Origin of the sequence: Geobacillus sp. FSL W8-1251 (assembly GCF_038005945.1) — a bacterium.
Classification (GTDB): domain Bacteria; phylum Bacillota; class Bacilli; order Bacillales; family Anoxybacillaceae; genus Geobacillus; species Geobacillus stearothermophilus.
This window is the reverse complement of the sequence record NZ_JBBOUF010000001.1, coordinates 1,210,368-1,235,952: the sequence shown is the minus strand read 5'-3', so window position 1 is coordinate 1,235,952 and position 25,585 is coordinate 1,210,368. Positions and strand designations below refer to the sequence as shown.

22 protein-coding genes and 2 pseudogenes are annotated in these 25,585 nt (G+C 55.1%); 11 read left to right on the top strand and 13 right to left on the bottom strand.

What is annotated here, in order from left to right; translation table 11 throughout:
* Positions 1–71: 71 nt before the first annotated feature.
* The gene (locus tag NSS88_RS06560; protein WP_011231306.1) at positions 72–1,250 is read left to right on the top strand and encodes an RNA-guided endonuclease InsQ/TnpB family protein; all 1,179 of its coding nucleotides are present in this window, start codon (positions 72–74) and stop codon (positions 1,248–1,250) included.
* Between the two features lie 182 nt (positions 1,251–1,432).
* Here the strand turns inward: NSS88_RS06560 and NSS88_RS06555 are convergent.
* Positions 1,433–1,786: pseudogene (locus NSS88_RS06555) on the bottom strand (sporulation protein); the annotation flags it as partial.
* A 358-nt stretch (positions 1,787–2,144) separates the two neighbouring features.
* On the opposite strand from NSS88_RS06555, the gene NSS88_RS06550 reads away from it, so the two are divergent.
* Entirely contained in the window at positions 2,145–2,594 is a 450-nt protein-coding gene (locus tag NSS88_RS06550) for a (deoxy)nucleoside triphosphate pyrophosphohydrolase (protein WP_055358350.1), read from the top strand.
* 65 nt (positions 2,595–2,659) lie between these two features.
* On the opposite strand, the gene NSS88_RS06545 is transcribed toward NSS88_RS06550, so the two are convergent.
* Positions 2,660–3,841, bottom strand: a complete 1,182-nt coding sequence (locus NSS88_RS06545; RefSeq protein ID WP_055358351.1) for a Gfo/Idh/MocA family protein — start codon at positions 3,839–3,841, stop codon at positions 2,660–2,662.
* A gap of 291 nt (positions 3,842–4,132) precedes the next feature.
* Between NSS88_RS06545 and NSS88_RS06540 the strand changes: the two genes are divergently transcribed.
* The 6 genes from NSS88_RS06540 to NSS88_RS06515 all read left to right on the top strand — a co-directional run bounded on the left by NSS88_RS06540 (position 4,133) and on the right by NSS88_RS06515 (position 11,049).
* Positions 4,133–5,176 (top strand): sugar phosphate nucleotidyltransferase, encoded by a 1,044-nt coding sequence (locus NSS88_RS06540; protein ID WP_055358352.1) that lies wholly within the window; start codon positions 4,133–4,135, stop codon positions 5,174–5,176.
* Positions 5,173–6,360, top strand: a complete 1,188-nt coding sequence (locus NSS88_RS06535) for a glycosyltransferase family 4 protein (protein ID WP_237419757.1) — start codon at positions 5,173–5,175, stop codon at positions 6,358–6,360. The genes NSS88_RS06540 and NSS88_RS06535 overlap by 4 nt, the downstream gene beginning before the upstream one ends.
* Positions 6,341–7,456 (top strand): hypothetical protein, encoded by a 1,116-nt coding sequence (locus NSS88_RS06530; RefSeq protein WP_055358354.1) that lies wholly within the window; start codon positions 6,341–6,343, stop codon positions 7,454–7,456. Before NSS88_RS06535 ends, NSS88_RS06530 begins: the two co-directional genes overlap by 20 nt.
* Entirely contained in the window at positions 7,407–8,816 is a 1,410-nt protein-coding gene (locus NSS88_RS06525; protein WP_055358355.1) for a phosphomannomutase/phosphoglucomutase, read from the top strand. The genes NSS88_RS06530 and NSS88_RS06525 overlap by 50 nt, the downstream gene beginning before the upstream one ends.
* Positions 8,817–9,219: 403 nt before the next feature.
* Entirely contained in the window at positions 9,220–9,633 is a 414-nt protein-coding gene (locus tag NSS88_RS06520; protein ID WP_055358356.1) for an RDD family protein, read from the top strand.
* Positions 9,634–9,768: 135 nt separating this feature from the next.
* On the top strand, positions 9,769–11,049 hold the full coding sequence (locus tag NSS88_RS06515; RefSeq protein ID WP_012749092.1) for an IS110 family transposase: 1,281 nt from the start codon (positions 9,769–9,771) through the stop codon (positions 11,047–11,049).
* 1,054 nt (positions 11,050–12,103) lie between these two features.
* Here NSS88_RS06515 and NSS88_RS06510 read toward each other — a convergent pair.
* From NSS88_RS06510 to NSS88_RS06480, 7 genes are all read right to left on the bottom strand, one after another.
* On the bottom strand, positions 12,104–12,589 hold the full coding sequence (locus NSS88_RS06510) for a (2Fe-2S)-binding protein (RefSeq protein ID WP_055358358.1): 486 nt from the start codon (positions 12,587–12,589) through the stop codon (positions 12,104–12,106).
* A gap of 21 nt (positions 12,590–12,610) precedes the next feature.
* A complete protein-coding gene (locus tag NSS88_RS06505) occupies positions 12,611–13,453 on the bottom strand; it encodes an FAD binding domain-containing protein (protein ID WP_055358359.1) in 843 nt (280 codons plus the stop codon).
* Complete coding sequence (locus NSS88_RS06500; RefSeq protein WP_341083644.1) at positions 13,440–15,767, bottom strand: xanthine dehydrogenase family protein molybdopterin-binding subunit; 2,328 nt, start codon at positions 15,765–15,767, stop codon at positions 13,440–13,442. The genes NSS88_RS06505 and NSS88_RS06500 overlap by 14 nt, the downstream gene beginning before the upstream one ends.
* A complete protein-coding gene (gene pucB / locus NSS88_RS06495) occupies positions 15,754–16,392 on the bottom strand; it encodes a xanthine dehydrogenase accessory protein PucB (RefSeq protein ID WP_055358361.1) in 639 nt (212 codons plus the stop codon). The genes NSS88_RS06500 and pucB overlap by 14 nt, the downstream gene beginning before the upstream one ends.
* On the bottom strand, positions 16,389–17,417 hold the full coding sequence (locus NSS88_RS06490; protein WP_055358362.1) for an XdhC family protein: 1,029 nt from the start codon (positions 17,415–17,417) through the stop codon (positions 16,389–16,391). The genes pucB and NSS88_RS06490 overlap by 4 nt, the downstream gene beginning before the upstream one ends.
* 209 nt (positions 17,418–17,626) lie before the next feature.
* Positions 17,627–17,806 (bottom strand): hypothetical protein, encoded by a 180-nt coding sequence (locus NSS88_RS06485; protein WP_015373907.1) that lies wholly within the window; start codon positions 17,804–17,806, stop codon positions 17,627–17,629.
* Positions 17,807–17,821: 15 nt separating this feature from the next.
* Positions 17,822–18,667 carry an SPFH domain-containing protein gene (locus NSS88_RS06480; protein ID WP_055358363.1) on the bottom strand — a complete coding sequence of 282 codons (846 nt, stop codon included), beginning with the start codon at positions 18,665–18,667 and terminating at the stop codon, positions 17,822–17,824.
* Positions 18,668–18,927: 260 nt separating this feature from the next.
* Here NSS88_RS06480 and hutP point away from each other — a divergent pair.
* The 3 genes and pseudogenes from hutP (at position 18,928) to NSS88_RS06465 (ending at position 21,566) form a co-directional block, all read left to right on the top strand.
* A pseudogene (hutP, locus tag NSS88_RS06475) lies at positions 18,928–19,375 on the top strand (hut operon transcriptional regulator HutP).
* A gap of 548 nt (positions 19,376–19,923) precedes the next feature.
* The gene (locus NSS88_RS06470; RefSeq protein WP_341083642.1) at positions 19,924–20,610 is read left to right on the top strand and encodes a TerC family protein; all 687 of its coding nucleotides are present in this window, start codon (positions 19,924–19,926) and stop codon (positions 20,608–20,610) included.
* Between the two features lie 23 nt (positions 20,611–20,633).
* Positions 20,634–21,566, top strand: coding sequence for a D-2-hydroxyacid dehydrogenase (locus tag NSS88_RS06465; RefSeq protein ID WP_341083640.1), 933 nt, complete (start codon positions 20,634–20,636; stop codon positions 21,564–21,566).
* Between the two features lie 50 nt (positions 21,567–21,616).
* On the opposite strand, the gene NSS88_RS06460 is transcribed toward NSS88_RS06465, so the two are convergent.
* The 4 genes from NSS88_RS06460 to NSS88_RS06445 form a co-directional block, all read right to left on the bottom strand.
* Positions 21,617–22,339 (bottom strand): LutC/YkgG family protein, encoded by a 723-nt coding sequence (locus NSS88_RS06460; protein ID WP_055358365.1) that lies wholly within the window; start codon positions 22,337–22,339, stop codon positions 21,617–21,619.
* The gene (locus tag NSS88_RS06455) at positions 22,336–23,766 is read right to left on the bottom strand and encodes a LutB/LldF family L-lactate oxidation iron-sulfur protein (protein WP_055358366.1); all 1,431 of its coding nucleotides are present in this window, start codon (positions 23,764–23,766) and stop codon (positions 22,336–22,338) included. Before NSS88_RS06455 ends, NSS88_RS06460 begins: the two co-directional genes overlap by 4 nt.
* A gap of 18 nt (positions 23,767–23,784) precedes the next feature.
* Positions 23,785–24,504 (bottom strand): (Fe-S)-binding protein, encoded by a 720-nt coding sequence (locus NSS88_RS06450; protein WP_023633721.1) that lies wholly within the window; start codon positions 24,502–24,504, stop codon positions 23,785–23,787.
* A gap of 109 nt (positions 24,505–24,613) precedes the next feature.
* A complete protein-coding gene (locus NSS88_RS06445; RefSeq protein ID WP_061580880.1) occupies positions 24,614–25,339 on the bottom strand; it encodes a FadR/GntR family transcriptional regulator in 726 nt (241 codons plus the stop codon).
* Between the last annotated feature and the right edge of the window lie 246 nt (positions 25,340–25,585).

The window sequence follows — 25,585 nt, the reverse complement described above, 5'->3', positions numbered from 1 at the left end:
GTTCGGTTTTTCTGTTTTTTTCTTTCTTCTTTGGATGGCAATAGAATACAATAAACATAGGAGGTGAAACCATGTATCGAACGCTGAAAACCCGTTTTCGGGCAAAGAAAGAAGTTATCCAAAAACTATTTGAATGCAATCGTATCTCCGCAGAAGTTTGGAACGAATGCCTTCGTTTGGCAAAAGAACATCATTTGGAAACAGGAAAATGGATAACCAAAACGGAACTGCAAAAAGCAACAAAAGGTCGTTTTTCTATCCACAGCCAAAGCATCCAGGCGGTTGTGCATAAATATATCTTTGCCCGTGATGGGGCAAAAGAAGCACGGAAAAAAGGAGAAAAAATCAAATATCCATACAAAAAGAAAAAACATTTCAACACGAAGTGGGCAAAAGATGGGTTTGTTTTGCATGAAGACGGAACGTTGGAACTGTCGCTAGGAATTTGGAATCGAAAACGACAATCTCCTTTGGTGGTGAAAATCGACAAAGAGAAACTTCCAAACGGAAAAGTCAAAGAAATCGAGTTGGTCTATGACCGTGGTTTGTGGCTTTGTTTATCGTATGAAGATGGGAAAAAACCAAAAGAAAATCCATGTAAAAACCGTGTTGCTATTGACCCAGGGGAAATTCACACCATCGCAGCCATTTGTGAAAATGGGGAAAGCCTCATTATCACGGGAAGAAAAATAAGAAGCATTCATCGGTTGAGAAACAAGAAATTAAAAGAACTGCAAAAACTCATGAGCAGATGCAAAAAAGGCTCCAAACAATGGAAAAAGTACAATCGGGCGAAACAATATGTACTTTCGAAATCAGAGGCACAACTAAAGGATGCACTGCACAAAACCACGAGACAATTTGTTCGTTGGTGTTTGGAAAACCAAGTGAAAGAAGTCGTCATTGGAGATATCGAAGGAATCCAACGGAATACGAAAAAGAAACGAAACAAAAAGACCAATCAGAAATTATCCAATTGGTCGTTTGGAAAATTATTTGATTATCTCAAATACAAATTGAATGCCGAAGGAATTCAAATCGAGAAAAAAGATGAAAGTTATACCTCGCAAACATGCCCTGTTTGCGGGAAGAAAAATAAATCTTCTTCTAGAAATTATACATGTCAATGCGGGTACAAACGACACCGTGATATCCATGGGGCAATGAATTTATTTGCCAAAGTATATTATGGTGAAATCCGCCCATTGGAATTTACGGTCAAACCGTTTACGTATCGACGGATTGCTTAGGTATGAAGTCGTAGATGGCGAGTTCCCGCCCTTGAGTATCATGGATACTCATGTTGCCTGTGGCTCCCAACGGGACGGGTGCCAGGTGTTGCCTGCAGATAGGCTGCCAACCAGCCTATCATGCATCCACCTCCGAAGGGGAAACAGGAAACCCCCACTTCGATAAGTGGGGGAGGTTCATTGTCAAGGCCGGTTTGCAGCCATACCCGCGAAGAACCGAGCGTGACCGGTACGTCGTACGGCAAGGCGAATTGAAACGGGATCGTTTTCGTTTCGTTCGGCGCGATCGTCAGCGGGCCGCTCACTTTGTAGCGCGCCAGCACGGCTTTTTCTTCAAATTTCTTATCATCGATTTCGCGGATGTACGTTGTGACTAATGCCAAGTAAATTTCATCAATGTGCTGTTCGACGCTGCCGCCGCGAATGTCGACAACCCCTTCGACGGTTTCGCCTTGGACATATTGCGCTTTGGCGAGCTTCGTATCAACAGTGGCGGCACCGATGCCGATCGAACTTAACAGTTTTTTGAACAACACGTTCTCCCCCTTGTCAGCGATTTCAGTTGAGAATACGGAGCACCTGGTGAAAAGGTTCCGTCCTTCTTAATTAAAAAGGCGGGAACGATGCCGTCCCGACCTTTGCCTGTCATGATTCTACTGTTGAGAGTAACATAACACCGAAAATGGTTACATTATTTTGGAAAATAGGGAAGTTTTTGGCTAATCACCACAACATGTACTTGACAACGGTTTCCTGACAAGGATAGGAAAAAAGTGCTGATGTTCCCTCACAAGCGTAAATAGGGGATGTTCAGAAAAAATCAAGTACAACTTTTGGTGAAGAGCCAAGTTTTTGCTACAATGGTTGGGAGATCATAACAAGGAGCCGGTCGTCATGAAACGAACCATCTATGTCGTCGGGGCAGCCATTCGCAATGAACGCGGGGACATCCTATGCGCCTTGCGCGCTCCCGACATGTCGCTGCCCAACGTGTGGGAGTTTCCGGGCGGCAAAGTGGAAGAGGGGGAGCGGCCCGAAGACGCTTTAGTTCGGGAAATTCGCGAGGAGCTTGGCTGCACCATTTCGGTCGGTGAGTTGTTGGCTGATGTGTTCCATGAGTATGAACACGCCATCGTGCATTTGCGGACGTATGAAGCCCGCTTAGTCGATGGGGAGCCGCGGGCGCGGGAGCATGCTGAGCTTCGGTGGGTGCCGCTTCAAGCATTGCGCTCTCTTGAGTGGGCGCCGGCGGACATTCCGACTGTTGAGGCGTTGTTGGTTGAGGGGGAAGCGCAGAAGGGCGTTTTGGACGTTCTGATGAGACCGAGATCTATCGACGATTGAGGTGAAGAAAGCCTGGTTGCGGCCGTTTGCCATGTGGCCGCACCAGGCTCTTTTGGTGTCAGCAGTTAGCGGATGTCAAGTGGGTCGACTGCTTTATCCGTCACGGTGCACGCTTCCGCCAAAGCGAGGTCGGCGGCGGCGTCTTCGGCAGTGACGAGGACGCGCCAGCTCGGGTTCTCGATCAAACGGCAAAAATCAAGAAAGCGCGTTTGGGCAATCGCTTCGTACCACCCGTGGCGGTCCGAGAGCACCACGGTGCGCTCGTATGGGCGGCGCGGAGCGGCTGAAGGTTCCGTGGGCGGCAACAGCCGGTCGGCCGCTTGCTGCAGTTGTTCGATAGCGTCAGCCGACGGCTTTGTCGGGATGGCGTCAAGCCAGGCGTCAATGCAGGCTGCCTCCTCGTCAGTGACGAGGCCGGAGACGGACAGCTGCGTCGGAATCCAGCCGTCAAGCACGATGCGGCCGCGTTTCGTATGAATGTCCCAGTGCGTCGATTCCGAAGCGGCAGGGTCCATCGTAAAGCCGTGGTAATAATGGACGGGGATGCGCCGTCCGTTGCCTTCATGAATCACCGTAGCGCCGACGCGCGGCCGTGTGCCGTCTGTTTCCTGAAGCGCGAATCCGTGGGCGGAAACCGCTTCGCCAAACCAATCGCGGCCGACTTCAAAAAAGTGGACGCCGTGTTCAATGAGAATGCCTCCGCTTCGCCGCTCGTCCCAAAACCAATGGCCTTTGGCGACGCGGTGAGCCGCGTTGTGAAGGCTTGCGTAGTCCACTGGTCCAAGAAGCGCGCGGTGGATGAGTTGCTTGACAGCTTCAGCGAGCGGATGGTAGCGAAGGACGAGATTGACCGCCAACGCCCGGTTTTGGCGGGCGGCGAGCTGGATGTTCGCCCGCAGCGCCTCGGCGGTGAGGCCGCCTGGCTTTTCAAGCAACACATGTTTGCCTTCCTCAAGCGCCCGCTCGGCAAGCGGGGCGTGCAAATGCGGCGGGGTGGTGAGAATGACGATGTCAACATGCGGGTCAACGATCAATTGTTCAGCTTCGCGGTATTCGCGCACGTCGCCCGCCTGTGCCTGACGGCGGCGATAGGCGTCGATGACGCGCTGGCGTTTTTCGTCCGTCCGCCCGGCGACAGCGGCGAGATGGAAGGAAGGAAGCGGGGCGAGCGCGCCGGCTAAAAATTCAGCGAACGCACCGGCACCGGCAATGCCAACATGGTAACGGAAAGATGATGAAGAAATCATGGCGTATTCTCCTCCTCCCTCACATATATATAGCATTAACGATACTCATTATACCGCAAAGAAAAAGAAGAACGAGAAAATGAAAGTTTTGAAATTTGCAAGCATCAATCATTCCTCATCGACACCATCCGACAATTATTTCGCTTGCATAGAAGGAGGAATATTATGTATATTATTATTAGCAACCATCACAGCCGAGTGCTAGCAATCTATGAACTACTTTCATTTTCTCGTTCATCCGTCAAAAAAGGTGTCTATTTTTGTGAAAAAAAGATATGGAGGGATGACGAAATGAAAGCATTGTTGCTGGCAGGAGGATTAGGTACGCGTCTTCGTCCATTGACCGAAAACATCCCCAAACCGATGGCCCCGATTGCGAATCGGCCATGGCTTGAACACCTTATCGTTCATCTTCGCGACCAAGGAGTCAACGAATTTGTCATCGCCGCACATCATTGTTCAGAAGTGATCCGTCGCTATTTCGAAGATGGGAAGCGCTGGAACGTCAAGATTACATACGCGCTCGAACCGTTCCCGCTCGGAACGGCTGGGGCGATCAAAAACGCCGAGCGCTGGCTGAAGGAACGGTTTCTCGTGTTTAACGCCGACATTGTGCATTTGCCGCAATTGATCCCGCTGCTTGATTTCCATCGTCAACATGGCGGTTTGGCGACCATTGTTTTAACGGAAGTAGACGATCCTTCTTCCTATGGGGTCGTAGAACAAGACGACAGCGGGCGAATTTTACGCTTTGTCGAAAAGCCGCGCCGCGAAGAAGCGCCATCGAACCGCATCAATGCCGGCATGTATATTTTCGAGCCGGACGTGATGCGCTATATTCCGGCTGAGCGGGAAGTATCGATTGAACGCGAAACATTCCCGCTGCTGATCGAGAAGAATGTCGGTGTCTATGGCATCGTCAGCAACGGATACTGGCGTGATATGGGGACGCCGGCCCGCTACCGCCAAGTTCACTGGGATGCGTTGCGTCGGGAGTTTCCGATTCCGCTGAAAGGCCGTGAAATCCAGCCAGGGGTATTTGTCGGCGAACATGTCGAGATTGGGTCGGGCGTCTTGTTTGTACCGCCTGTGCTCATCGGCGACCATGTGAAAATCGGACGGCAGGCTGTGATCGGCCCGAATGCGGTCATCGGTGACCACTGCCAAATCGGCGCCCGCGTCCATTGCGCGCAAACCATCGTTTGGGACCGCTCTGTCATTCGTGACCGCAGCCGTTTGCAAAACAGCATTTTCGGCTATCGGACGGTGACGCCGGCGGGAAAAGTGTTCGAAGATTCGATTATTAATCAGTTCAAGGAGGCGGTGCAAGCATGATTCGAATTGCCTACGTCAGCACGTATCCGCCGCGGCGGTGCGGGCTGGCGACGTTTACGGAACATTTGCGGCAAAGTATTGACGGCGTCCGCGGACCGTCCGATGGCGACCGCGTCATCGTGTTGTACAACGAAAGCGACGGCGATGACGCCTATCGCCACAACCCGGCGTATTGGCCGCTCCCGGCGCAAAACCGCACGGCGTATGCCGAAATGGCGAAACGGGTGAATGAGAGCGACATCGATGTTGTCGTCCTACAGCATGAATTTGGCATTTTCGGCGGCGAGGCAGGCGAATACATTCTCGATTTCATCGCGGCGCTCGAAAAGCCGCTCGTGACGACGTTCCATACGGTGTTTGCCGAACCGCCGCTGCCGTACCGCCCGATTCAAGAAAAAATCGCGGCGGCAAGCGACGCCATCATCGTCATGAACCGGCAGGCGATCCCGTATTTGGTCAAAGCGTTTGGCCTGCCGGAAGGAAAAATTGTCTACATTCCGCACGGTGCTCCAGGCCCAAGCAGCGAAAATCGCGATTCGCTTCGCCGACGTCTCGGATTCAGCGGCCGCAAAGTGATGTTGACGTTCGGGCTTCTAAGCCGCGGCAAAGGAATCGAGTCGGTGCTCGCCGCATTGCCGGGCGTCGTGCGCAAGGTGCCGGAAGCGCTGTATGTCATCGCCGGACAGACACATCCGGAAGTGAAAAAACGGGAGGGCGAGGCGTACCGCGATGAACTGAAAGCGTTGATTCATCGGCTTGGACTCGACGGCCATGTCCGCATGGAGGACCGGTATTTCAGCGAAGAAGAGCTGATTGATTATTTGACGGCGTGCGATTTGTATGTCACCCCGTACCCGGGCATTCAGCAAATCACAAGCGGCACGCTCGCCTATGCGGTCGGCGTCGGCCGTCCGGTCGTTTCGACCCCGTATGAGCATGCGCGCGATTTGTTGCGGGGCTGCGAGGAGCTACTGTTGCCGTATGGCGATACCGCCCGATGGGAAGAGCGGCTTGGGCAGCTGTTGGCCGATGAGGCGGCGTTAAAACGCTGGGAAGAAACCGTGCGCCAAATTGGGGCGAACACGCATTGGCCGCGCGTCGGCGAACAGCATGTCGCCTTATTTGAGCGCGTGTGCGCCGCAAAACGCGGGGAGGTGAAGGCGGTTGGCTTCGTCGGTCATTAAGTTCGACCATCTCGAGCGCATGACTGACGACACCGGGTTGCTCGAGCATAGCCTCGGCCGCATTCCGCGGCGGCGCGAAGGGTATTCGACCGATGACAACGCCCGCGCCGTATGGGCGTGCCTCGAGTGGCTGGCGTTGCTCGACGATCAAGAAACAAAGGAGCGGCTGTATCGTCTGCTTGACCGATATTTGGCGTTTTTGCTTTGGGCGCAAAACGATGACGGGACGTTCCATAACAACTTTTTCTTCGATCGGACGAAAGAGGAAGAGACGCCCTCAGACGACTGCTTCGGGCGGTCGTTTTGGGCAGCGGCGATCGCGTATAGGCAATTGGATGATGCGGCGCGGCGCGAGGCGGCTGCGGACATGTTGAGGAGGGCGCTGCCGGCGGCATGGGAGCTTCGCTCGCTGCGCGGCGTCGCCTGGGGGCTGGCCACTTGCGGCGTCTTATTGACAGAAGGACGCCCGCTTGGCATCGATCAAGAGGAAGTGGCAGCTTTGGCTGCACGGCTTGAGCAGCGGCTGCTTGCGGCGTATTGGGAGCATGCTGGCGACGATTGGCATTGGTATGAGCCGGAGTTGACGTACGCCAACGGGGTGCTGCCGTGGGCGCTTTGGACGGCATATCGGCGCGCGCCGCGGGATGAGGTGAAGGAAGTGGCGGAAAAAAGCCTTGCTTTCCTTATTGAAAAAATGAGCGGACCGGGAGGTGTCATCCGTCCGGTCGGCAACTGCGGCTGGTGCAGCCGCCGCTACCGTGCCGATTGGGATCAACAGCCGCTTGATGTGATGAAGCTCGCTTTGGCGGCGCGCGAAGCGTATTGGGCAACGGACGACGAGCGTTATCGCGGCGTCGTCCGCCGCTGCCTCGCTTGGTTTTACGGACAAAACGACGGCAACGCGCCGCTTGCGGACCCAAGCGACGGCAGTTGCTGCGACGGGCTTGGCCCGAACGGCCCGAACCCGAATCGGGGGGCAGAATCGACATTATCTTACTTGTTAACCGCAGCAATCGCTCAATCGATTTCGGTGGAGGTGGTTATGGATGAGCTTTTCAGCAACGAAACGATTCACATGGCCAGCACACGTGTTTAAAGAATACGACATCCGCGGACGAGCCGGAGAGGAGCTTGACGAGCCGTTTGCGTATTGGCTCGGACGGGCCTTTGCCGACATGATGCAAAAGGAAGGCGAGAAGAGGGCGGTTGTCGGTCATGACAATCGTCTGTCATCGCCTGGCTTGCATCGGGCGCTCAAAGATGGGCTGCTCGATGGCGGCTGCGATGTCGTCGATATTGGGCTTTCGACGACGCCGATGTTTTACTACAGCTTATACTACACGAACATTCCATGCGGCATGATCATCACCGCCAGCCATAACCCAGGGGATGAGAACGGATTTAAAATCGCCATGGGGAAAACGACAATTTATGGCGAGCGCATCCAAGCGCTGCGGCGGGCGATGGAGCGGCTCAGCCAGGAACAGCCGCGTCCTGAAACAGCGCGGGGGCGCGAGGAAACGCTTGACCTTGCTCCGGCCTATATCAAGATGTTGAAGGAGAAAATTAAGCTCGGTCCGCGCAAGCTGAAGGTCGTCGTCGACTGCGGCAACGGCACCCCATCGATCATTGCGCCACAAGTGCTCAAAGAGTGGGGATGCGATGTCATCCCGCTTTACTGTGAATCCGATCCGACGTTTCCGAATCATCATCCGGACCCGGTCGTGCCGGAGAACTTAACGGACTTGATTGAGATGGTGCGCAAGGAGCAGGCGGATCTTGGCATCGCGTTTGACGGCGACGGCGACCGGATCGGAGTCGTGGATGAAACAGGTGCGATCCGCTGGGGCGACCAACTGATGGTGCTGTTCTGGCGCGAAATTTTGAAGCGCCATCCGGGAGCCGACGCGCCCGTCGAAGTGAAATGTTCGCAAGCGCTCGTTGAGGAAATTGAGCGACTCGGCGGGAAACCGTTCTTCCATCGCACCGGCCATTCGCACGTCAAAGCGACGTTGCGCCGTCGTCCGGAGATCCCGTTTGCCGGTGAAATGTCGGGCCATTTGTTCTTCAACGATGAATTTTACGGCTATGACGACGCGTTGTACGCCGCCGGCCGGCTGCTTCGGCTGTTGTCGCACGATGAGCGCCCGCTGTCCGAGTGGTTTGCCGATGTGCCGCGGTACGCGGCGACGCCGGAGACGCGCGTTGCTTGCCCGGAAGAGAAAAAACCAGCTGCCATTGCCGCGGTGAAAAACCGGTTCGCTGGCCGCTATCCGGTTGTTGACGTCGATGGCGCCCGCATCCAGTTCCCGGAAGGCTGGGGGTTGGTGCGGCCGTCGAACACGCAGCCGATTCTTGTGTTGCGTGCAGAAGCCAAGACGGAGGCTGCATTGGCGGAGATTAAGCGGCAGCTGGCTGATTGCCTCGCCACCCTTGAATTGCGCATTGACTGGTGACGCCTTTTCTCCGAATGGTCTGCGCTTGTCGCCCTTTGTCCGTTTCAAAAGATTCGTTCCGGCGTGGGTCGTCCGTAGGGATCCCACGCCGGTTTATTTTTGTTGTGAGGGGGCTCATGCTTGATTTCTTGCAAATGGTTTGTCCATAATAGATAAGGATAAAACCCAACGAAGCGGTGGCGTTGTAAGGTCTTTTAAGAAACTTATTGAAGAGCGGTGTTTCCCCTCAAATCGCCGTCCTTCTTGAGCCCTCCAACGCTCACACCCCAAACAGGCGGGGAAAATTCAAGGGAGGGCCGCCTTGGACGGATGTAGATTTCTTTTTGAAATTTGGCTAAAATAAAGGCAATTCGCTGTCAGGAGCGAATACAATGATAGAAAAGGCAGGAGGAGGGAAAACCGTATGGCGGTGACGAACCCGGTGGGGTTTTGGAAGCGGTTGTTGGCTAATATATTGGATGCGATTGTCGTTGGCTTTCCGATTTCGATCATCGGCTATTTCATCACGGGCAGTGGGGAAACGAACTGGTTTACGTCATTGGCGAACATCCTTTACGCGTTAATCGTTCCTGCTGTTTGGTACGGATATACGGTCGGCAAGCGGATGATTGGCATCCGGATTGCGAAAGTGAACGGCGGCAAAGTCGGCATCGGCACAATGTTTTTGCGCTCGTTCGTTGGCGGACTCGTATACTTTATCACGTTCGGCATAGGTCTCATCATTAGTGCGATTATGGTCGCGGCGAGAGAAGACAAACGCTCCATTCACGATTTTATCGCCGGCACATATGTGACGACGGACAAACCGGCGGCGTAAACAATGAAAAACGGCGGGCTTCCCAAAGGAGCATTCCCGTTAGGAGCTTTTCCGGGGACTTGATCAAAAAAAGCCCTCTTGGTATGATGCAGGGGTGTCAAACAATACCTACCATCATGCCAAGGAGGACTTCAGATGAATTGTACACAAAACTATAAAATTGATCAAGTTACGGAACAAACGCTTGTCGTGGGCATCGATATCGCGAAACGAACCCACTACGCCTGCTTCGTGGATGACCGGGGGCGCGTGCTTCGCAAATCGTTCCCGATCTTCCAGTCGAAAGAGGGGTTTCAACAGCTGTATAAAGCGATTCAGGGGGCGATGCAAGCGTTCGGGAAGTCAGAGGTGATCGTCGCCGTGGAGCCGACCGGGCACTACTGGTTGAACCTGGCCTACTTCCTCGAGGAGCACGGGATCCCGTTGGTCATGGTCAACCCGGCGCATGTGTGCCGGTCGAAAGAACTTGATGACAACCTGCCGACGAAACACGACGCCAAAGACGCCCTGGTCATTGCCAGACTGGCAAAAGACGGACGATTCCTCGTTCCCCGGCTGCTGCACGAGATTGAAGCCGATTTGCGCGTGGGGAGCACGCTCAAAGAGAAGCTCCGCAAGGAACAGACGGCGGTGAAAAACGCGATCGTCCGCTGGACGGATCGGTATTTTCCAGAGTTTTGGACCGTGTTTCGTGACTTGGGGAAAACGGCGCTTTCGGTGTTGGAGTGGACGCCGCTTCCGGCTGATATGGCCGGCCGGACGGTGGAGGAGCTTCTTGAGGTGTACCGGCAAAGCGAAGGGATGAAATGCCCGCAGAAGGCCAAAATTCAGGCGTTGATCAACACCGCGAAGGACTCGATTGGGGTGACGGAAGGGACAGCGATGGCCCGGTTTGAGATCGCCGCGCTCGTCCGCCGATACCGCCAATTGGAGGCGGAGATCGCTGCACTGGACGCCGAGTTGAAGGCATTGGTTCAAACGACGATGGAGTACCAATGGTTGAAAACGGTCGACGGGTTGGGAGACGCCACGATCATCGATCTGCTGGCGGAGATCGGCAGCTTCGCCCATTATCGGGACCCGCGCCAATTGGTGAAGTTGGCGGGCCTGACGCTCAAGGAGAACTCCTCCGGCCAGCGCAAAGGGCAAAAGCACATCTCCAAACGGGGACGGAAACGGCTGCGCTCGGTGCTGTTTCGGGCGATGATTCCGCTGATTCGGCACAACGAGGCGTTTCGCGAGCTGCATGAGTATTATACGACCCGATCCGTCAATCCGCTGACCGGAAAGCAGTCCATCGTCGCCTTGTGCCGGAAGCTGTTGAATGTGCTGTTTGCGATTTGTACGAAGAAACAAGCGTTTGACGCGGAGCGAATGAAACAGGACGTCTTGTCCCAGGTGCAACGGGCGGCCTAAGGCCTCCCCCTGCGAACGGAAGAATCGTTGGACAACGAGATGACACCGGAGAAGCTGGCGTGATTTTATCCATTCGACCTTGAGTCCCCAAAGGAGCTTGGCCGGCCTCCGCCTGATGACGAGACCGAACGAGGGAATGTTGGCGCGAAGACGCCCGGAGACATGGGAGGGTTCGTCCTCATCAGCGACGCGGAGATCCAAAGGGTGCATCGAATACGCTTCCCCCACGGCAGGAAAATATAACCAGCCGTGGCCGCGAAGCGCACCCTAGGTCTGTAAGATATACACAAAACTGAAAAAGGATGTAAGAGATTTTGTCGAAAAATATTTTTTGGACACCCCTGAGGGGCCGAAAAGCCTTGATAAATCAACATTTCTAGAGGGAGGGATGAAAGAAAAAGCGCAACAATTTATTCGGCAAGGCTCGTCGCTGTATCAATGACAAGAAGCGGGCTGCGATGCTCGGCATGGTGGAGAGAATATGGAAGTTCGATCAACGGAAAAAGCATGAGCTGGAAAGCGCTCAGTGCTGATCGAAGCAGCGGAGGGGGGCGAACGTTCATCGCCCCTCTTGTTTGTTGTGCAAATGGGTGTGGTTCTTTATTGTTTTTAAAATATATAATTTTCAAAAAATATATTTACAAATCGTTTCAGATGGATTATGATAATGGCATAAGGTGCAAATTTTGAATCATAGAATGATCATGAGGGGAAAACTGCGCAGTCTATCGCGGCGCCTTCGCCGGTGCTTCGCTTCCATAGACAGCGGCCAGTTGCGTCATCGAACCGTGGATGATGCTGGCCGCTTCTTTTTATGGCGAAAGGGCCGGGTTTCAGATGGTTGGATCGCGTTTTTCCAGAAGGCTGGTGAAAAACCGCTGTTTGCCTTGATCGATGGGTGAACGTGTGAAAATAGGGTCGATGCTACAAGCTTTTTCTACTTGAGAAGCGATTCCGGGAAGCTGTTGCCCTAGTAAATCACCGGCCTTTTCGATGAGATGTATACCGCATCAAAAAAGAATATCCCGATTGGGTGCGGGATATCCATTGCTCGTCAAGGATCTGTTGGTTTTGCTTTTTTGGCTTCGAGCACTTCTTTGACCGCCGCTTCAATTTCTTGATAGCTTGTGCAGCGGCAAATATTCGACTCCAGCCATTCTTGAATCGTCGCCTCATCGGCGTTTGGGTGCCGCTCGATGAGCGCGTGGGCGTTCATAATGAACCCAGGAGTGCAATAGCCGCACTGAAAGCCGAAGTGGCGGACGAAGGCGTGCTGAATGGGGGCATCATCAAGCCCTTCGATCGTGGTGATTTCTTTGCCGACTGTCTCAATCGCGAGCATCATGCACGATTTGATTGGCGTGCCGTCGACTAAGACGGTGCAGGCGCCGCAGTCGCCGTTCAAACAGCCTGGCTTGGCCCCGGTCAGCCCCAGCCCATCGCGCAAAACAAACAGCAGCGTTTCGGCTTGGCGAGTGACGATCGATCTTCGTTCTCCATTAACGTGCAGCACAAGCTCCCGCTTTGTCGTTTCCTCCATGTCCGCATGCTCACCTCCTGTTTAGACGGTTTCTCCGTCTCCGAGCTCACGAAGCATATCTTCAAGCAACTGGGCGACGACAAACAGCCGGTAGTCTGTCGAGCCTTCAATATCGTGCAAAATCGGGCGCGGGAAGGCGTCAACCGCTGCTTGGATTCGTTCACCAACTGGGCGGTTCCGGTCGTTGAGGTGCGCCTCAACGTCAGCCGAGCGAAACGGAAACGGGCAGATGCCGCTTAGGGCAACGCGAACCGTCCCGTCTTTTTTCAGCGCTGCAATCGTCACAAGCGGGTAGCCGACTTCCCCTTGCTTGCGGCGCTTGCGGTGGAAATGGGGCAGGGTGGCGGTGGCACGGTCAACCTTGAACTGGACGACAAATTCACCGCGGCCAAGCTGCAGCTGTTGATGAAACAAGTCAAGGAAGCGGCATTGCCTGATGCCGTATGGTCCGGCGATGATGACATCCGCCTCGGCGACGAATAGCGGTAGTGCGGTCTCACGGTAAAAAATTTGTCCGCAGATGTTGCCGCCGAGCGTAATTTGGTTGCGCGCTGTCCGGTCGGCGACTTCTCGCGCCGCTTTTGTCAATAACAGGAACGGATTTGCTTCTTCGAGCTCGCCGAGGGAGAGCGCCGCTCCGAGCACGAGAGAACCATTGTCGACATCAAGCGACCGACATTCAGGGATCGATTTTATGTCAATGACGGCCGCGGTGCGGACAAGGTTCAACCGAGACAACGTGATGATTTCCGTGCCGCCGCCGTAGTAGAGCGGTCGTTTTCCATCCCGCTCGAGCGCCGCAAACAGCGCTGTCGCTTCAGCGATCGACTGCGGCCGGTAGTAGGCAAAGTCAAACGGAACCATAGGAGTCCCCTTTCTGTGTCCGCCAAATGAGTTCAGGCACAAGCGGCAGTTCATTGAGCGGCACGCCGGCAGCGAGAGACAAGGCGTTTGCCAAGGCGGCGGGCATGCCGATCAAGCCATGTTCGCCGATGCCGCGAGCGCCGTATGGGGCATCGATTTGCGGTGTTTCGACAAACTCAACGATGTACTCTGGATGTTCGCCGAAGCGAATCGGCCGGTATGTGCGCAACTGTGGGTTTAACACGCGCTGTTCGTTGTCAAACAGAAACCCTTCGCGGCTGGAAAAGCTTAGACCCATGCTCATCGCCCCCATCGCTTGGCCAAGCGCTGCCTTTGGGTTGAGCACTTTGCCGGCATCAATGACCGCATACGCTTTGACAATGCGATACGTGTAGTCGCGGCGGTTGAATTCAATTTCCACTCCCTCGGCGCATACGCCCCATTCCGGTCCCGGTTTGCCGGCGCCGGTCTTTGGATCAAGCGTGGTCAAGTGGCGCAAAATGTAGCGGCCGCGCCCGATCACTTGCCCGCCGATGGCGTTGCCGTTCGGAAACTTGTAGCCATAGGCGATGTCTTTGATCGGAAGAAAGATGGACGGGTCATCGCGCAAAAAGACGCGCCCGAACCCGACTTCCAAATCGTCCGGCGAGGCCCGCAAGACGCAGGCGGCGATGTCTTTTAACTGACGGATGGCGTCGTCGGCAGCGGCAAGCGCCGCACGTCCGGCCATAAACGTCCCGCGGCTGGCGACTGTTTTCCAATGTTCCGGCGTCGTTTGCGTATCAATATCCATTTTGACATGGACACAATCGACGTCCATCTTCAGCCGTTCAGCAACGATTTGCGCGAGCACCGTTTTCGTTCCGGTTCCGATTTCGACGACGCCGGAGATGACGTTGACACTGCCGTCGGAGTTGAACGTTAAGATGACGCCCGAGCTAGCATCTGTGTCGATCGTCGATGTTTTCCAGCCGCTTCTGATTCCCTTTGCTCTTACCGTATAAGCGTCCACTTCGACGCGCTGCCACTCGTCCCAGCGCATCAGCTCGCGCAACCGGTCGAGGCAGGCTGGCATGTTGCCGACGTTGCTTTTCGTGAGCCGCACTTGCGTCGGGGTCGTATGCCCCGGGCGGATGGCATTTTTGCGCCGCACCTCCCATGGGTCAAGTTGAAGCGTTCGTGCCAATTCATCGATGGCCCGCTCGACGGCAAATGCCTGTTCGCAATGGCCAAAACTGCGAAACGGCGTCGCGTACGGGCGATTCGTATAGACGCACAATGAATCACAAAAGACGTTTTCGACATGGTACGGGCCGGTGCAATCGACGGCTGCGGCGCGGCTGACATCGATCGCCTTGTCGGAATAAGCCCCGCCGTCAAATAGAAATAAGATTTCCATGGCCTTGAACAAGCCCTCTTTTGTCGCGCCGATTTTGACGGTTGCCTCCAAACCGATATGGACGGGTGAAGTGACCATGTCATGCTCGCGGCTGTTCCAGACGCTCACTTTTCGGCCGCCGACCGCTTTGGAGGCAAGGTAGGCAAGCAGCTCAAGCTGGACGGGCGCTTTTCCTCCGTAGGCGCCGCCGACAAGCGGCGTATGGACGATGACTTTGCCGGTTTCTTCGCCAAAATACGTATGAAGCAACTTCTTGATCATAAACGGTGACTGTGAGGAGGCGGAAATATGGATCGTGCCGTCCGGCCAAATTTCTGCCGTGGCGCAGCGTGTTTCCATCGCGATATGATCGGAAGGGGCGAACGATACGCTTGTTTCGACGATGACGTCGCTTTCCGCAAACCCTTGTTCAATGTTGCCTTTTCGGATTTTCGTCCGGTGGGCGACGTTTGTCCCTGGCTCAGGATAAGTGGTTTTGTTTTTTTCATAGCGGTCGAGATGTTCGTGCAGCAACGGGGCGCCTTCTTTCAGCGCCTCACGCGGCGAGCCGACCGCCGGAAGCGGCTCGTAGGCGACGCGGACGAGGCGGGCCGCCTGTTCGGCTTGAACGAGTGTATCGGCGACGACGACGGCGACGACTTCGCCATAGTAGCGCACTTTGTCGAAAGCGATCGGAGGGCGGTCGCGCATGTCTTCACCGGTAAGCGGCAGCCCCTCGCCGGTCACAACAGCATGGACGCCGGGGGCGGCGAGCGCGCGGCGTGCCTCCAGCGAGAGGATGCGCGCGTGGGCGTATGGGCTTGTCACCAAAGAGGCATGAAGCATCCCCTGTTCTTTGAAATCGTTCGTATATTTCGCCCGGCCGGTCACTTTATCCCACGCTTCTTTGCGGATAATGCTTTTACCGACGGCCATGGGGGCGTCCCTCCTTTTCTTCTCGATAGATGGTGGCGCGTTCATAATCGTCTTTTGTGTCGATGTCAATACCGGTTGACGCATCACCTTCGTACAAAAGACCATGCCAGTGGGGATCGCGAAAGAGCGTGCGCCCACCGGCATCGCCGTCCAGCGCCAAGAGAGCGGGAAACATTGGGCTTCCAAAAATAACTGGGGGCATCGGCACACCGGAGCAGGAGAAGGCGGCGTAATCGGGACGATGGCGTCGATAAAGGCCGGCCAGCGCATTGATCGTGTCGGATGTGACGAACGGTTGGTCGGCCAATAAGACAGCAGCGGCGTCCGCTCTTTCCTCCATCGCTCGGCGCAACCCGCAGGCCAGCGAATGAGCCAGGCCGCGGTGACAAGCGGCGCAACGGACAAGGCGGCATTTGTCATGGACTAGCAGCGCGTCAGGAAGCCAGGCGAGCGCATCGTCTGGAGGGACGACAACGATGACGGGCGCAAGGCAAGAATGAAGCGCCGCTTTCAGGCCGGAGGCGCCAAGCGTCCCATCCCCCCATGGCAGGGCGCGTTTATCGGCCCCCATCCGCCTGCTTTGTCCGGCCGCTAAATAAATGGCGGCGATCGTGATGTCCTTCATTGGGCGGCCTCCGCTCCATGCCTGCGCAACACGCTGATCAGCTCGGCGGTGATGCTGATGGCGATTTCATGTGGGCTGCGCGCGCCGATGGACAGCCCAACCGGCGAACGGACAAACGGCGGGGCGGAGCCGGAAGGAAAGAGGCGGTCGGTGCGCCGCCGCGGGCCGAGCACGCCAAGGTAGGCGAGCGGTTTGTCAGCCAGCAGCGAGACGAGTTCGCGGTCGCGTTCAAATTGGTGGGTCATCACGATGACAAAATCGCGTTCATTCAAATGGAGCATTGGCACCGTTTCATGCGGAAAGCCAACCACCCATTCATCAGCGTCGGACACATGGGATGGATGGCAAAACGCTGGGCGCCAATCACTCACGGTAACGGAAAATCCCGCCGCTTTGGCCGCCGCGACGAGCGGCGGGGCGTCCGGACCGGCGCCGAAAATGACGAGGCGCGGCTTTGGCCAAAAGTGCTGAACGTAAAATGTTTCCCCGTCCACTTCGTACAAACCGCTTCGCCCTTGATAAAACGGCGTTTTGTGAAGCCATTCGCGCCATTCCCGATGCGGCGTCCGACGGCAACCGCCGAATTGTTCGCCTGTTTCACTTTGGAAAAACGGCCGCTCGTCTGGATACATGATGCTTCGGACCATCAGTACATGTTCGCCGCGGTCAAGGCAACGCTTGAGCGCCAGCCAATCGAGTTTTGCGTCGCTTGTGACCGGCTCGAGCCAAATGTGGACGAGGCCGTTGCAACCAGCACCCTGCCCCCACGACAAATCGTCCTCGATCCGCAAATCAAACGAGACAGCAGCTGCCTGGCGGTTGGCCAATACGTCACGCGCGTAGGCCGCCACCGCTTCTTCGAGGCATCCGCCGCTCAGCAGCCCGACTGTTTCTCCGTTGGCGCCAATCCACATGCACGTCCCTTCTTTTTGGTAGGCTGAGCCTTCCACACTGATGATGATGGCTAACACACCGTCGCCCGGCGCGGCGGCGATCGCCTCGAGCACAGCATGGGAACTCTCCATGGCTCATCCTCCTTTCGCATTGCGCCAAAGGCGGCTGAGCTGTTGAAAGCGCGGTGGGACGGACGATCCATAAGATTTCGTAATGGTTGTAAGCGGCGGCAGCGGGTGGGCCATCAGGTCGTCCCCCTTTCGAAAAAGAGCTCTGCTATCATTATATTTCGGCAACAAATGCCCATGACTGAAAAAGGAAAGAAGCCAGCCGTCATCGGCTAGCTTCCTTGTTTTGGATCGTTTTTTCCTTTTCCGAGCCGTCCAGCGCGCTTTGCCGCCTCCCGCAGCAAATACTCGATTTGGGCGTTGACGCTGCGAAACTCGTCCTGCGCCCATTGCTCTAGTATGGCGTACAGGTCATAATCAATGCGCAAAGGGAATTGTTTTTTCGCTGCCATCGCACTCCACAACCATCAGTATAGACTGCCGGTATTGATCACCGGCTGGGCGGCGCGCTCGGAGACGATCGCCACCATCAAGTTGTTCACCATTGCGGCTTTTCGTTCATCATCTAACTCTAAAACGTTTTCTTTGTCAAGCTGTTCGATCGCCATGCGCGCCATCGAGACGGCGCCTTCGACGATCTTTTTCCGGGCGGCCAAAATGGCGGCGGCTTGCTGGCGTTGGAGCATGGCGCCCGCGATTTCCGGCGAGTAGGCCAAGTGGGTGAGGCGCGCTTCCATCACGTCAACTCCGGCAATGCGCAGCCGGTCTTGCAATTCTTGGGCAAGCACATCAGAAATGACATCCGCATTGCCGCGCAGCGTGATCTCGTTGTCGTCTTCAAACGTGTCGTATGGATATTTCGTTGCGACATGGCGGATGGCCGCTTCGCTTTGAATCTCAACAAATTGTTCATAATCATCAACGTCAAACACTGCCTTGGCTGAATCGATGACGCGAAAGACGACGACGGCGGCGATTTCAATTGGATTGCCTTGAACATCGTTCACTTTCAGCTTCTTGCTCGTGAAGTTGCGCACGCGCAGCGATACTTTCTTTCGAACGGTGAGCGGCACGGTGAAAAACAGCCCGCTGTCGCGAATCGTGCCAAAGTAGCGGCCGAAAAAAATGATCACTTTTGCTTGATTCGGCTGAACGATCGTGATGCCAGTCGCCAAGAAGGCGGCAAGGGCGAAGCAGAAAACGGCCAATAAGAGCTGCGCTTGAATGAGGCTGACAAAACCAGCCAGAACGAAAAGGGCGACGCATCCGATGCCGATAAATCCATCTATGCGCCATGCTTCTTGTTCTCTCATCCCTATCCCCCTTATAATGTCGATTGGATATTTATATGATATCATATAATCAAAAAAATGGAAAGCTGAAGATGAGAAGGTGGAGTGGTTGATGGCTCGCCGCGAAGCACATGTTTCCCCTAATTTTTCATCCAGAGGCATCAACGGCGATCATTCATCCTGTTACTGTTTTAATGAACTAAAAAATGGAAATCCATCATTGACATCGCTTTCATTGTCATCATACAATAGAAAAAAAGACCGATAGGTGTGTAGAAGCCATGGAACCAAGACAAGCGCGCATCGGCCGGCAGGCGTTGCTGCTGGCGATGCTGGATGAGGGGGAGGAAGGCCCGGTCTTGAGCCAGCTTGAGGCGCTTTCGTGGCGCTATTGCCAAGGGCGGGTCGGGGCGATGGAGCCGCACAAAATCGTCGCGGCGATTGAGACGGCGGCAAAGCGGCATGGAGTGGTGGACGGCGGCTTGTACCGCGAGATGCACGCCTTATACCATGCGATTTTAGAGGCGGTGCATGGCGTGACGAGGGGGGCAGGTAGAGCTGGGAGATTTGTTGAGAACCGCTGGCCTTCGTTTCGCCGTCGTGCGCGGCATGCCGTATAAACAGCCGAACGAAGGGGAATGGATCGCCGTTGCGTTGTACGGGACGATCGGCGCCCCGGTGCGCGGGCTCGAGCACGAGGCGGCGGGGCTTGGAATCAATCATATATAAGCACGCTCCATGCCTAGAGCGATGAGTCATGAGGAGGCGAACACTGCCATATGGCAGGCCGCCTCCTTTTTAATTGGGAAAGGAGCTTGATTGGGAAAACCAGTCAACTACCCCCACTTCGCTCACGCTTGAAGTGGAGGCTTGCAACTCCCCAGAAGTGCAAACGGACTTCATCCTTTTTTAGAGACGACTTCATGGGCCTTGGACCGTCCATTCACGTCTCTTTAGAAAACGGGAGACGAATGTTGGCTAAGCGCAGCCAAAAAGGTTGGTGAAAGATGACCGATTTCGCCAAACCCACTGCTTTCGGCTGAAAGAGAAGTCCGTTTGAGAAGAGAGTCCGTTTTCTGCGACTTTTCACGAGATGGACTCGTGAAGCTTCTGCTTTCAGTGTCAGTGTAGGCAGCGGGATCATCGCCCATTGTGTATCATCTCATCCGAGATTTTCGGTTGATTTCCAGTGAGGCAGTGGATGGGTTGATAGTTGTCCCCCACTGAAATTTGCAGTATGATGAAGAAGAAAAGCAAAGGGGAGAGGGGGGCTTTTGTTGACTATTTCTGCCGCGGCGCTGTTGGCGTTATGGAAGATTATTGCGATTGATATCATTTTGTCTGGGGATAATGCGGTCGTCATTGCGATGGCGACGCGGCGGCTGCCGAACGACCAGCGAAACAAAGCGATTTTTTGGGGAACAGCGGGGGCGGTGTTGCTGCGCATCTTGTTTGCAGCCATCATTGTCTTTTTACTGAACATCCCGTTCGTTCACTTCGTTGGCGGATTGCTGCTTGTATGGATCGCCTATAAAGTGCTTGTCGAACGGGAAGAGGAAGCGAACGTACAATCATCAGACCGGTTGTTGAAGGCGATTGCGACGATTATCATTGCCGATGCAGTGATGAGCCTTGATAACGTTGTTGCTGTGGCCGGGGCGGCCGAAGGGCATCTTGGCATGCTGGCGCTCGGGGTAGCCATCAGCATCCCGATTATGATTTTCGGCTCCAAAGCGATCGTCCGGGTGATGGAACAACATCGATGGATCGCGTACGTTGGCTCCGGCATTTTGGCGTGGACGGCCGGAAAGATGATGGCGGGGGATGAAGGGGTGCTGCATTGGTTTCACCTTTCTTATGGCCCGTTCGTCTACGCGGTTGCCGCCGGCGTGACGATTTTGGTCGTGTCTGCCGGCTACATCACGAATAAAAGAGCCGAGCGTGAAGAAGGGACGTTGATTTGAGCGGTTGGGGGTGGTGTGATGCCATGAACATCCGACGCATTCTCGTGACGGGAAGGCTTTATGCCGAGCTTGCCGCCCTTCTTCCGGACAAGCGGTCCGATAAAGCGTTTCGCTTTGTGGCGGAGGAAGAACTGACGGACGATGATTTCGTCTGGGCGGATGCGTACGTCGGCTTTCGGCCGGCCGGGCCGTTTTCGCTTGCCAACTTGCGCTGGGTTCATTCGCTTGGCGCGGGCGTTGACGCGTTTTTATGGAAGCGGGAATGGAAGAAGGACGTGCTGCTGACGCGGACGGTCGGCTCGTTCGGCGAGCAGATCGCCGAATATTGTCTCAGCTACTTGCTGCGCGACGCCCAATGTCATGACGTGTATGCATGGTATCAAGAACAGCGGCAGTGGAAGCCGCTCGCTCCGAAACGGCTTGGTGAACAGCGGATTGTCATTTATGGGACGGGTGAGATCGGCCGGCGCATCGCGGAAACGCTTCGTTTATTTGGGGTTTCCCCGATCGGCGTCTCGCGAAGCGGCCGAGACACGCCGCCGTTTTCGGCTGTTTACCGCCATGAAGAGGCGGGGGAAGCGCTTGCCTGCGCTGATTGGGTGATCGCGGCCCTTCCGCTCACCGAGGAAACGCATCATCTCTTTGACGAGACGTTTTTTGCCTGTTTGCACAACGCGGGCTTTATCAATGTTGGGCGTGGGGCGACGGTTGATGAGACGGCGCTTATCGGCGCCTTGGAAAACCGAAATGTCCGCCTGGCGGTGCTCGATGTGTTCGAAGAAGAGCCGCTGCCGCCGCACTCGCCGCTTTGGGTTCATCCGAATGTCATCATCACCCCGCATATCGCGGCGCTCACGTCAGCCGAAGACGCCGCCCAAAGCATTTTAGACACGCTCCGTTGCATCGAAACCGGCGAACCGCTTGCCAATGCGGTCGATGTCAGCCGGCAATATTGAAGGAAAAAAGGTGCCCCATGATATCAAGAAGGGGCACCGTTTCGTTTTGGTCAACGGTCGGTGACGACGATATACGCCGCTTTCATCGGCCCGTGGACGCCGACGACCAAGTTCATTTCAATGTCGGCCGAGTTGCTTGGGCCGGTGATGAAGTTGATGCACGACGGGACGAGCCCGCCTTTTTCGATTTGCTCGTGAATGACCGCCGCCGCTTGCGTCATGCGCGGCACGACCGTGCTTTTCGGGACGATGGCGATATATGTTTTCGGCAAAAAGTGAATGGCCCGCCCTTGTTCATTGCGCGAAAACAACACGACTGTCCCTGATTCCGCGAGCGTGATGTCGCTGAAGACGATGCCGACGTTCGCCTGCTCGGCGGCGTCAATGTTTTGGCGTCCAAGCGCCGGATTCCAAATATGGACGGTCGTTTGTTCCGCAGGCCATTCGTCGCGAAGCAAGGCGGACAGCCCGTACTCGGCAAAGCGCGGGTCATCCGGCACGATGACCGGACCGCCGCCATAGGCGGCCACTTGCCGCCTCAGCGCGCCGGCAAGTTCGGCGCTTGTCGTCTCGATGTAATCGGTATGGATCAATCCGCATTGTTTTTGCAGCACGTTCAGCAAGTCGTCTTGGCTATAGCCGGCAAACACCGTCCATTGCGGCGCATAATCCCATTGCGGCCGGGAGACGCCGGACAGGCGCGGGCTTCTCCCAAGGCGCTCGGCGATGGTTTGCAAAAACGCATCGCGGTTTTGAATGGTGCCACGCGTCATGATGGATTCCCTCCTTTTTGGCGTGTTTGGAACCAGTCACGGAACCGTTCTTTGCTCGGCGCCGGAAATTCGCGGCTTTCCGTCCATGCTTTCAGCGGCCCAGGTCCTTTTGTGACGCGCCCGTCCTCTACAAACGGAGCGAAGGCGCTCGGTGCGAATTTTGTGCCGAAGCGGTAGAGCGACGATGAGGCTGTCCCGAGGCGGAACGCTTTCATCGCCAGTTTTTCTGCGACCGGCGCTTTTCCTTCCCGCTCGACGATGATTTGGCGATGCTTGATGAGCAGCTCGTGAAGCGGGATTTTCACCGGGCACGCCTCGGTACAGGCGGCGCACAGCGAGGAGGCGTACGGAAGCTCCTTGTAGTCGTCGTAGCCGCCCAACAGCGGCGACAATACCGCACCGATCGGGCCGGAGTAAATGGAACCGTACGAATGGCCGCCGATATGGCGGTAGACCGGGCAGACATTGACGCAAGCCGCGCAGCGGATGCACTGCAGCACCGGTTGAAACTCCGTGCCTAAAATTGATGAACGCCCGTTGTCGACGATGACGAGATGGAATTCTTCCGGACCATCGACGTCGCCTTCATCGCGCGGACCGGTGAGAACGGTGATGTAGCTCGTCAGTTTTTGCCCGACAGAGCTTCGTGTGAGCATGCTCACCAGCACTTCCATCTCCTCAAACGTCGGCACGATCCGCTCCATCCCCATGACGGTAATTTGCGTTTTCGGCAATGCGGTCACCAAATCGGCGTTGCCTTCGTTCGTCACAAGCGTGATCGATCCCGATTCAGCGATGGCGAAATTGCAGCCGGTGATGCCGATGTCAGCCGTCAAATAGTCGCGCCGCAGCATTTCACGGGCGTGGCGCGCAAGCTCAACGGGGTCGGACGATTTCGTATAGCCCAGCTTCCGTTGAAAGACATCGCGGATTTGCTCTTTGTTTTTATGGAGCGCCGGACCGACGATATGCGACGGCGGGTCATGGTCGTCAATCTGCAAAATGTACTCACCGAGGTCGGTTTCGACCACTTGACAGCCGATGGCCTCAAGCACCGGATTTAAGTTGATTTCTTCTGTCACCATTGATTTCGATTTGACGATTTTTTTCGCTTGCTTTTCCAAAGCGACGCGGCGGATGTAGTCGTTCGCCTCTTCGGCTGTTTGGGCGAAAAAGACGTGGCCGCCCCGTTTGGCAACGTTTTCACTGAGTTGCATTAAATAAAAGTCCAAGTTTTCGAGCGTATGCTTGCGGATTTGTTCAGCAAGCGACCGCCACTCTTCCCAATGGCCGAGCTCTTCGATGACGCCAAGCCGCCGCACATAGCCGCGGTCTTGCATGCCGGCGACCGCCCCGCGCATAAAATCGTTGTGCAAGTTTTCTTCGACCCGCTTCCAAAACGGACCGTTTTCAATTTTCATCGGCATGTCCGGGATCCTCCTCTCTTACTTTCGTTGATTGAGCACTTCGGCGATATGCATGACGCGAATCGGCTTACCGAGCCGCTCGATGCGCCCGCCGATGTTCATTAAACAGCCGCAGTCGGCGCCGATTAAATAGTCGGCGTCCACTTCTTCGATATGTGCGATTTTTTCATCGACCATTTGTTCGGAAATCGGCCCCATTTTGACGGAAAATGTGCCGCCAAACCCGCAACACTGGTGGGCGTTCGGCAGCGGAACGAGCTCAAGCCCTTTGACGTTTTTCAATAGGCAAAGCGGCGCTTCTTTGACGCCAAGAAGGCGGGTCATATGGCAAGACGTATGGTACGTCGCCCGTCCGTGGAGCGAGGCGCCGACATCTTCGACTTTTAGGACATCAACGAGAAATTGCGTCAATTCGTACGTTTTCGCCGCAAGCTGTTTCGCTTCCTCTTCCCATTCCGGGTCGCCGTGGAAAAGGTGTGGATATTCTTTTACCATCGCCGCGCACGAGCCGGATGGGGTGACGACGTAATCAGCGTGGGCGAACGCGCGCATCATCTGTTTCATGGCTTCTTTCGCCTCTTTGACGTAACCGCTGTTATACGCCGGCTGGCCGCAGCATGTTTGCGCTTCTGGAAAATCTACTTCGCAGCCGAGCCGCTCGAGCAGTTCGACGGTCGCCTTGCCGGCGTTCGTATAAAAAAGATCGATGAGGCAAGTGACGAACAAGGACACTTTCATTCGTTTCCCTCCTGTTTTTTGAAGATTCAGTGAACTGGTCATCTGATGACTATATGTCTATTATAAACCATTTTTTCAGATTCGTAGCTCTTTTTTGCAAAAAACGCACTCAGTTTGGCTGCTGAGTGCGAACGTAGCGGCGCAACACGTTTTCGACGTTTGTCAAATGGTCGAGCATGCGTGCCCGGGCGGCGTCTGGATTTTGTTTGCGAATGGCTTCAAAAATGGCCTGGTGTTCCGCAAGCAGTTTTTCGGTCGTCGTTTGTTTCGAAAACAGCCAAATGCGGCGCGTTTCCCGCATCGTTTCAACGATCATCCCGGAAACGCTGTTCATGATGCTTGTGAGCATCGGATTTTGCGATGCTTCGGCGATGGCCATATGAAACGCCAAGTCGGCTTTTTCGCCAAGCTCATCGTTGCCGATGCCTTCTTTCATTTGTCGGAGCGCTTCCGCCATGGCTTCAAGATCGCGCTCTGTCCGTTTGGCAGCAGCGAGCGAGGCGGCGCCTGCTTCGAGCAGTTTGCGCACCTCAAGCAAGTGCCAAATATCTTCTTTGTTCATTAAGACGGCGATCGAAAGCGGAAATGCCATCATCGTTGGATCGAACTCACGCACGTACGTCCCATCGCCTTGCTTCAATTCAATCAGCCCCATCGCTTTTAACGCGGTGAGCGCTTCGCGGATGGCGGCCCGTCCGACTTGGAACTGCTCGGCGAGCTGCTGGACGGAATCGAGCTTATCACCGGGCTTCAACTCGCCGTTTTTGATCATATCAAAAATCGCTTCGGCCACTTCTTCGTAAATTTTTTTCGTTTTGATCCGTTTAAATGCCAATGGATCCACCTCAATACGATAAATAGATTTCCGATTGTAGGGGAAATCTCCTGCAATGTCTATTATGATACAGCATCATGGGAAGAGACAAGCGCTTTTTGCAGCTGGGGAGAGGAAGCAGTGAGTGGAAAGTTCAAAAAAATGAAAAAATGCCTATTGTCTTTTGGAGAAAACGCTTTTATAATTTGAGACAGACGGCGTTTCTTATCCGGTCATCTGATGACTGGAAGAGTGAAACAGAAAGAT

What these genes read in the sequence shown, in the direction of transcription:
- NSS88_RS06505 (WP_055358359.1), bottom strand. Translation starts at nt 13,453, where the DNA reads ATGGTTCCGTTTGACTTTGCCTACTACCGGCCGCAGTCGATCGCTGAA.
- NSS88_RS06490 (WP_055358362.1), bottom strand. Translation starts at nt 17,417, where the DNA reads ATGGAGAGTTCCCATGCTGTGCTCGAGGCGATCGCCGCCGCGCCGGGC.
- NSS88_RS06515 (WP_012749092.1), top strand. Translation starts at nt 9,769, where the DNA reads ATGAATTGTACACAAAACTATAAAATTGATCAAGTTACGGAACAAACG.
- NSS88_RS06540 (WP_055358352.1), top strand. Translation starts at nt 4,133, where the DNA reads ATGAAAGCATTGTTGCTGGCAGGAGGATTAGGTACGCGTCTTCGTCCA.
- NSS88_RS06450 (WP_023633721.1), bottom strand. Translation starts at nt 24,504, where the DNA reads ATGAAAGTGTCCTTGTTCGTCACTTGCCTCATCGATCTTTTTTATACG.
- pucB (WP_055358361.1), bottom strand. Translation starts at nt 16,392, where the DNA reads ATGAAGGACATCACGATCGCCGCCATTTATTTAGCGGCCGGACAAAGC.
- NSS88_RS06460 (WP_055358365.1), bottom strand. Translation starts at nt 22,339, where the DNA reads ATGACGCGTGGCACCATTCAAAACCGCGATGCGTTTTTGCAAACCATC.
- NSS88_RS06510 (WP_055358358.1), bottom strand. Translation starts at nt 12,589, where the DNA reads ATGGAGGAAACGACAAAGCGGGAGCTTGTGCTGCACGTTAATGGAGAA.
- NSS88_RS06455 (WP_055358366.1), bottom strand. Translation starts at nt 23,766, where the DNA reads ATGCCGATGAAAATTGAAAACGGTCCGTTTTGGAAGCGGGTCGAAGAA.
- NSS88_RS06485 (WP_015373907.1), bottom strand. Translation starts at nt 17,806, where the DNA reads ATGGCAGCGAAAAAACAATTCCCTTTGCGCATTGATTATGACCTGTAC.
- NSS88_RS06560 (WP_011231306.1), top strand. Translation starts at nt 72, where the DNA reads ATGTATCGAACGCTGAAAACCCGTTTTCGGGCAAAGAAAGAAGTTATC.
- NSS88_RS06545 (WP_055358351.1), bottom strand. Translation starts at nt 3,841, where the DNA reads ATGATTTCTTCATCATCTTTCCGTTACCATGTTGGCATTGCCGGTGCC.
- NSS88_RS06500 (WP_341083644.1), bottom strand. Translation starts at nt 15,767, where the DNA reads ATGGCCGTCGGTAAAAGCATTATCCGCAAAGAAGCGTGGGATAAAGTG.
- NSS88_RS06535 (WP_237419757.1), top strand. Translation starts at nt 5,173, where the DNA reads ATGATTCGAATTGCCTACGTCAGCACGTATCCGCCGCGGCGGTGCGGG.
- NSS88_RS06525 (WP_055358355.1), top strand. Translation starts at nt 7,407, where the DNA reads ATGAGCTTTTCAGCAACGAAACGATTCACATGGCCAGCACACGTGTTT.
- NSS88_RS06480 (WP_055358363.1), bottom strand. Translation starts at nt 18,667, where the DNA reads ATGAGAGAACAAGAAGCATGGCGCATAGATGGATTTATCGGCATCGGA.
- NSS88_RS06550 (WP_055358350.1), top strand. Translation starts at nt 2,145, where the DNA reads ATGAAACGAACCATCTATGTCGTCGGGGCAGCCATTCGCAATGAACGC.
- NSS88_RS06520 (WP_055358356.1), top strand. Translation starts at nt 9,220, where the DNA reads ATGGCGGTGACGAACCCGGTGGGGTTTTGGAAGCGGTTGTTGGCTAAT.
- NSS88_RS06465 (WP_341083640.1), top strand. Translation starts at nt 20,634, where the DNA reads ATGAACATCCGACGCATTCTCGTGACGGGAAGGCTTTATGCCGAGCTT.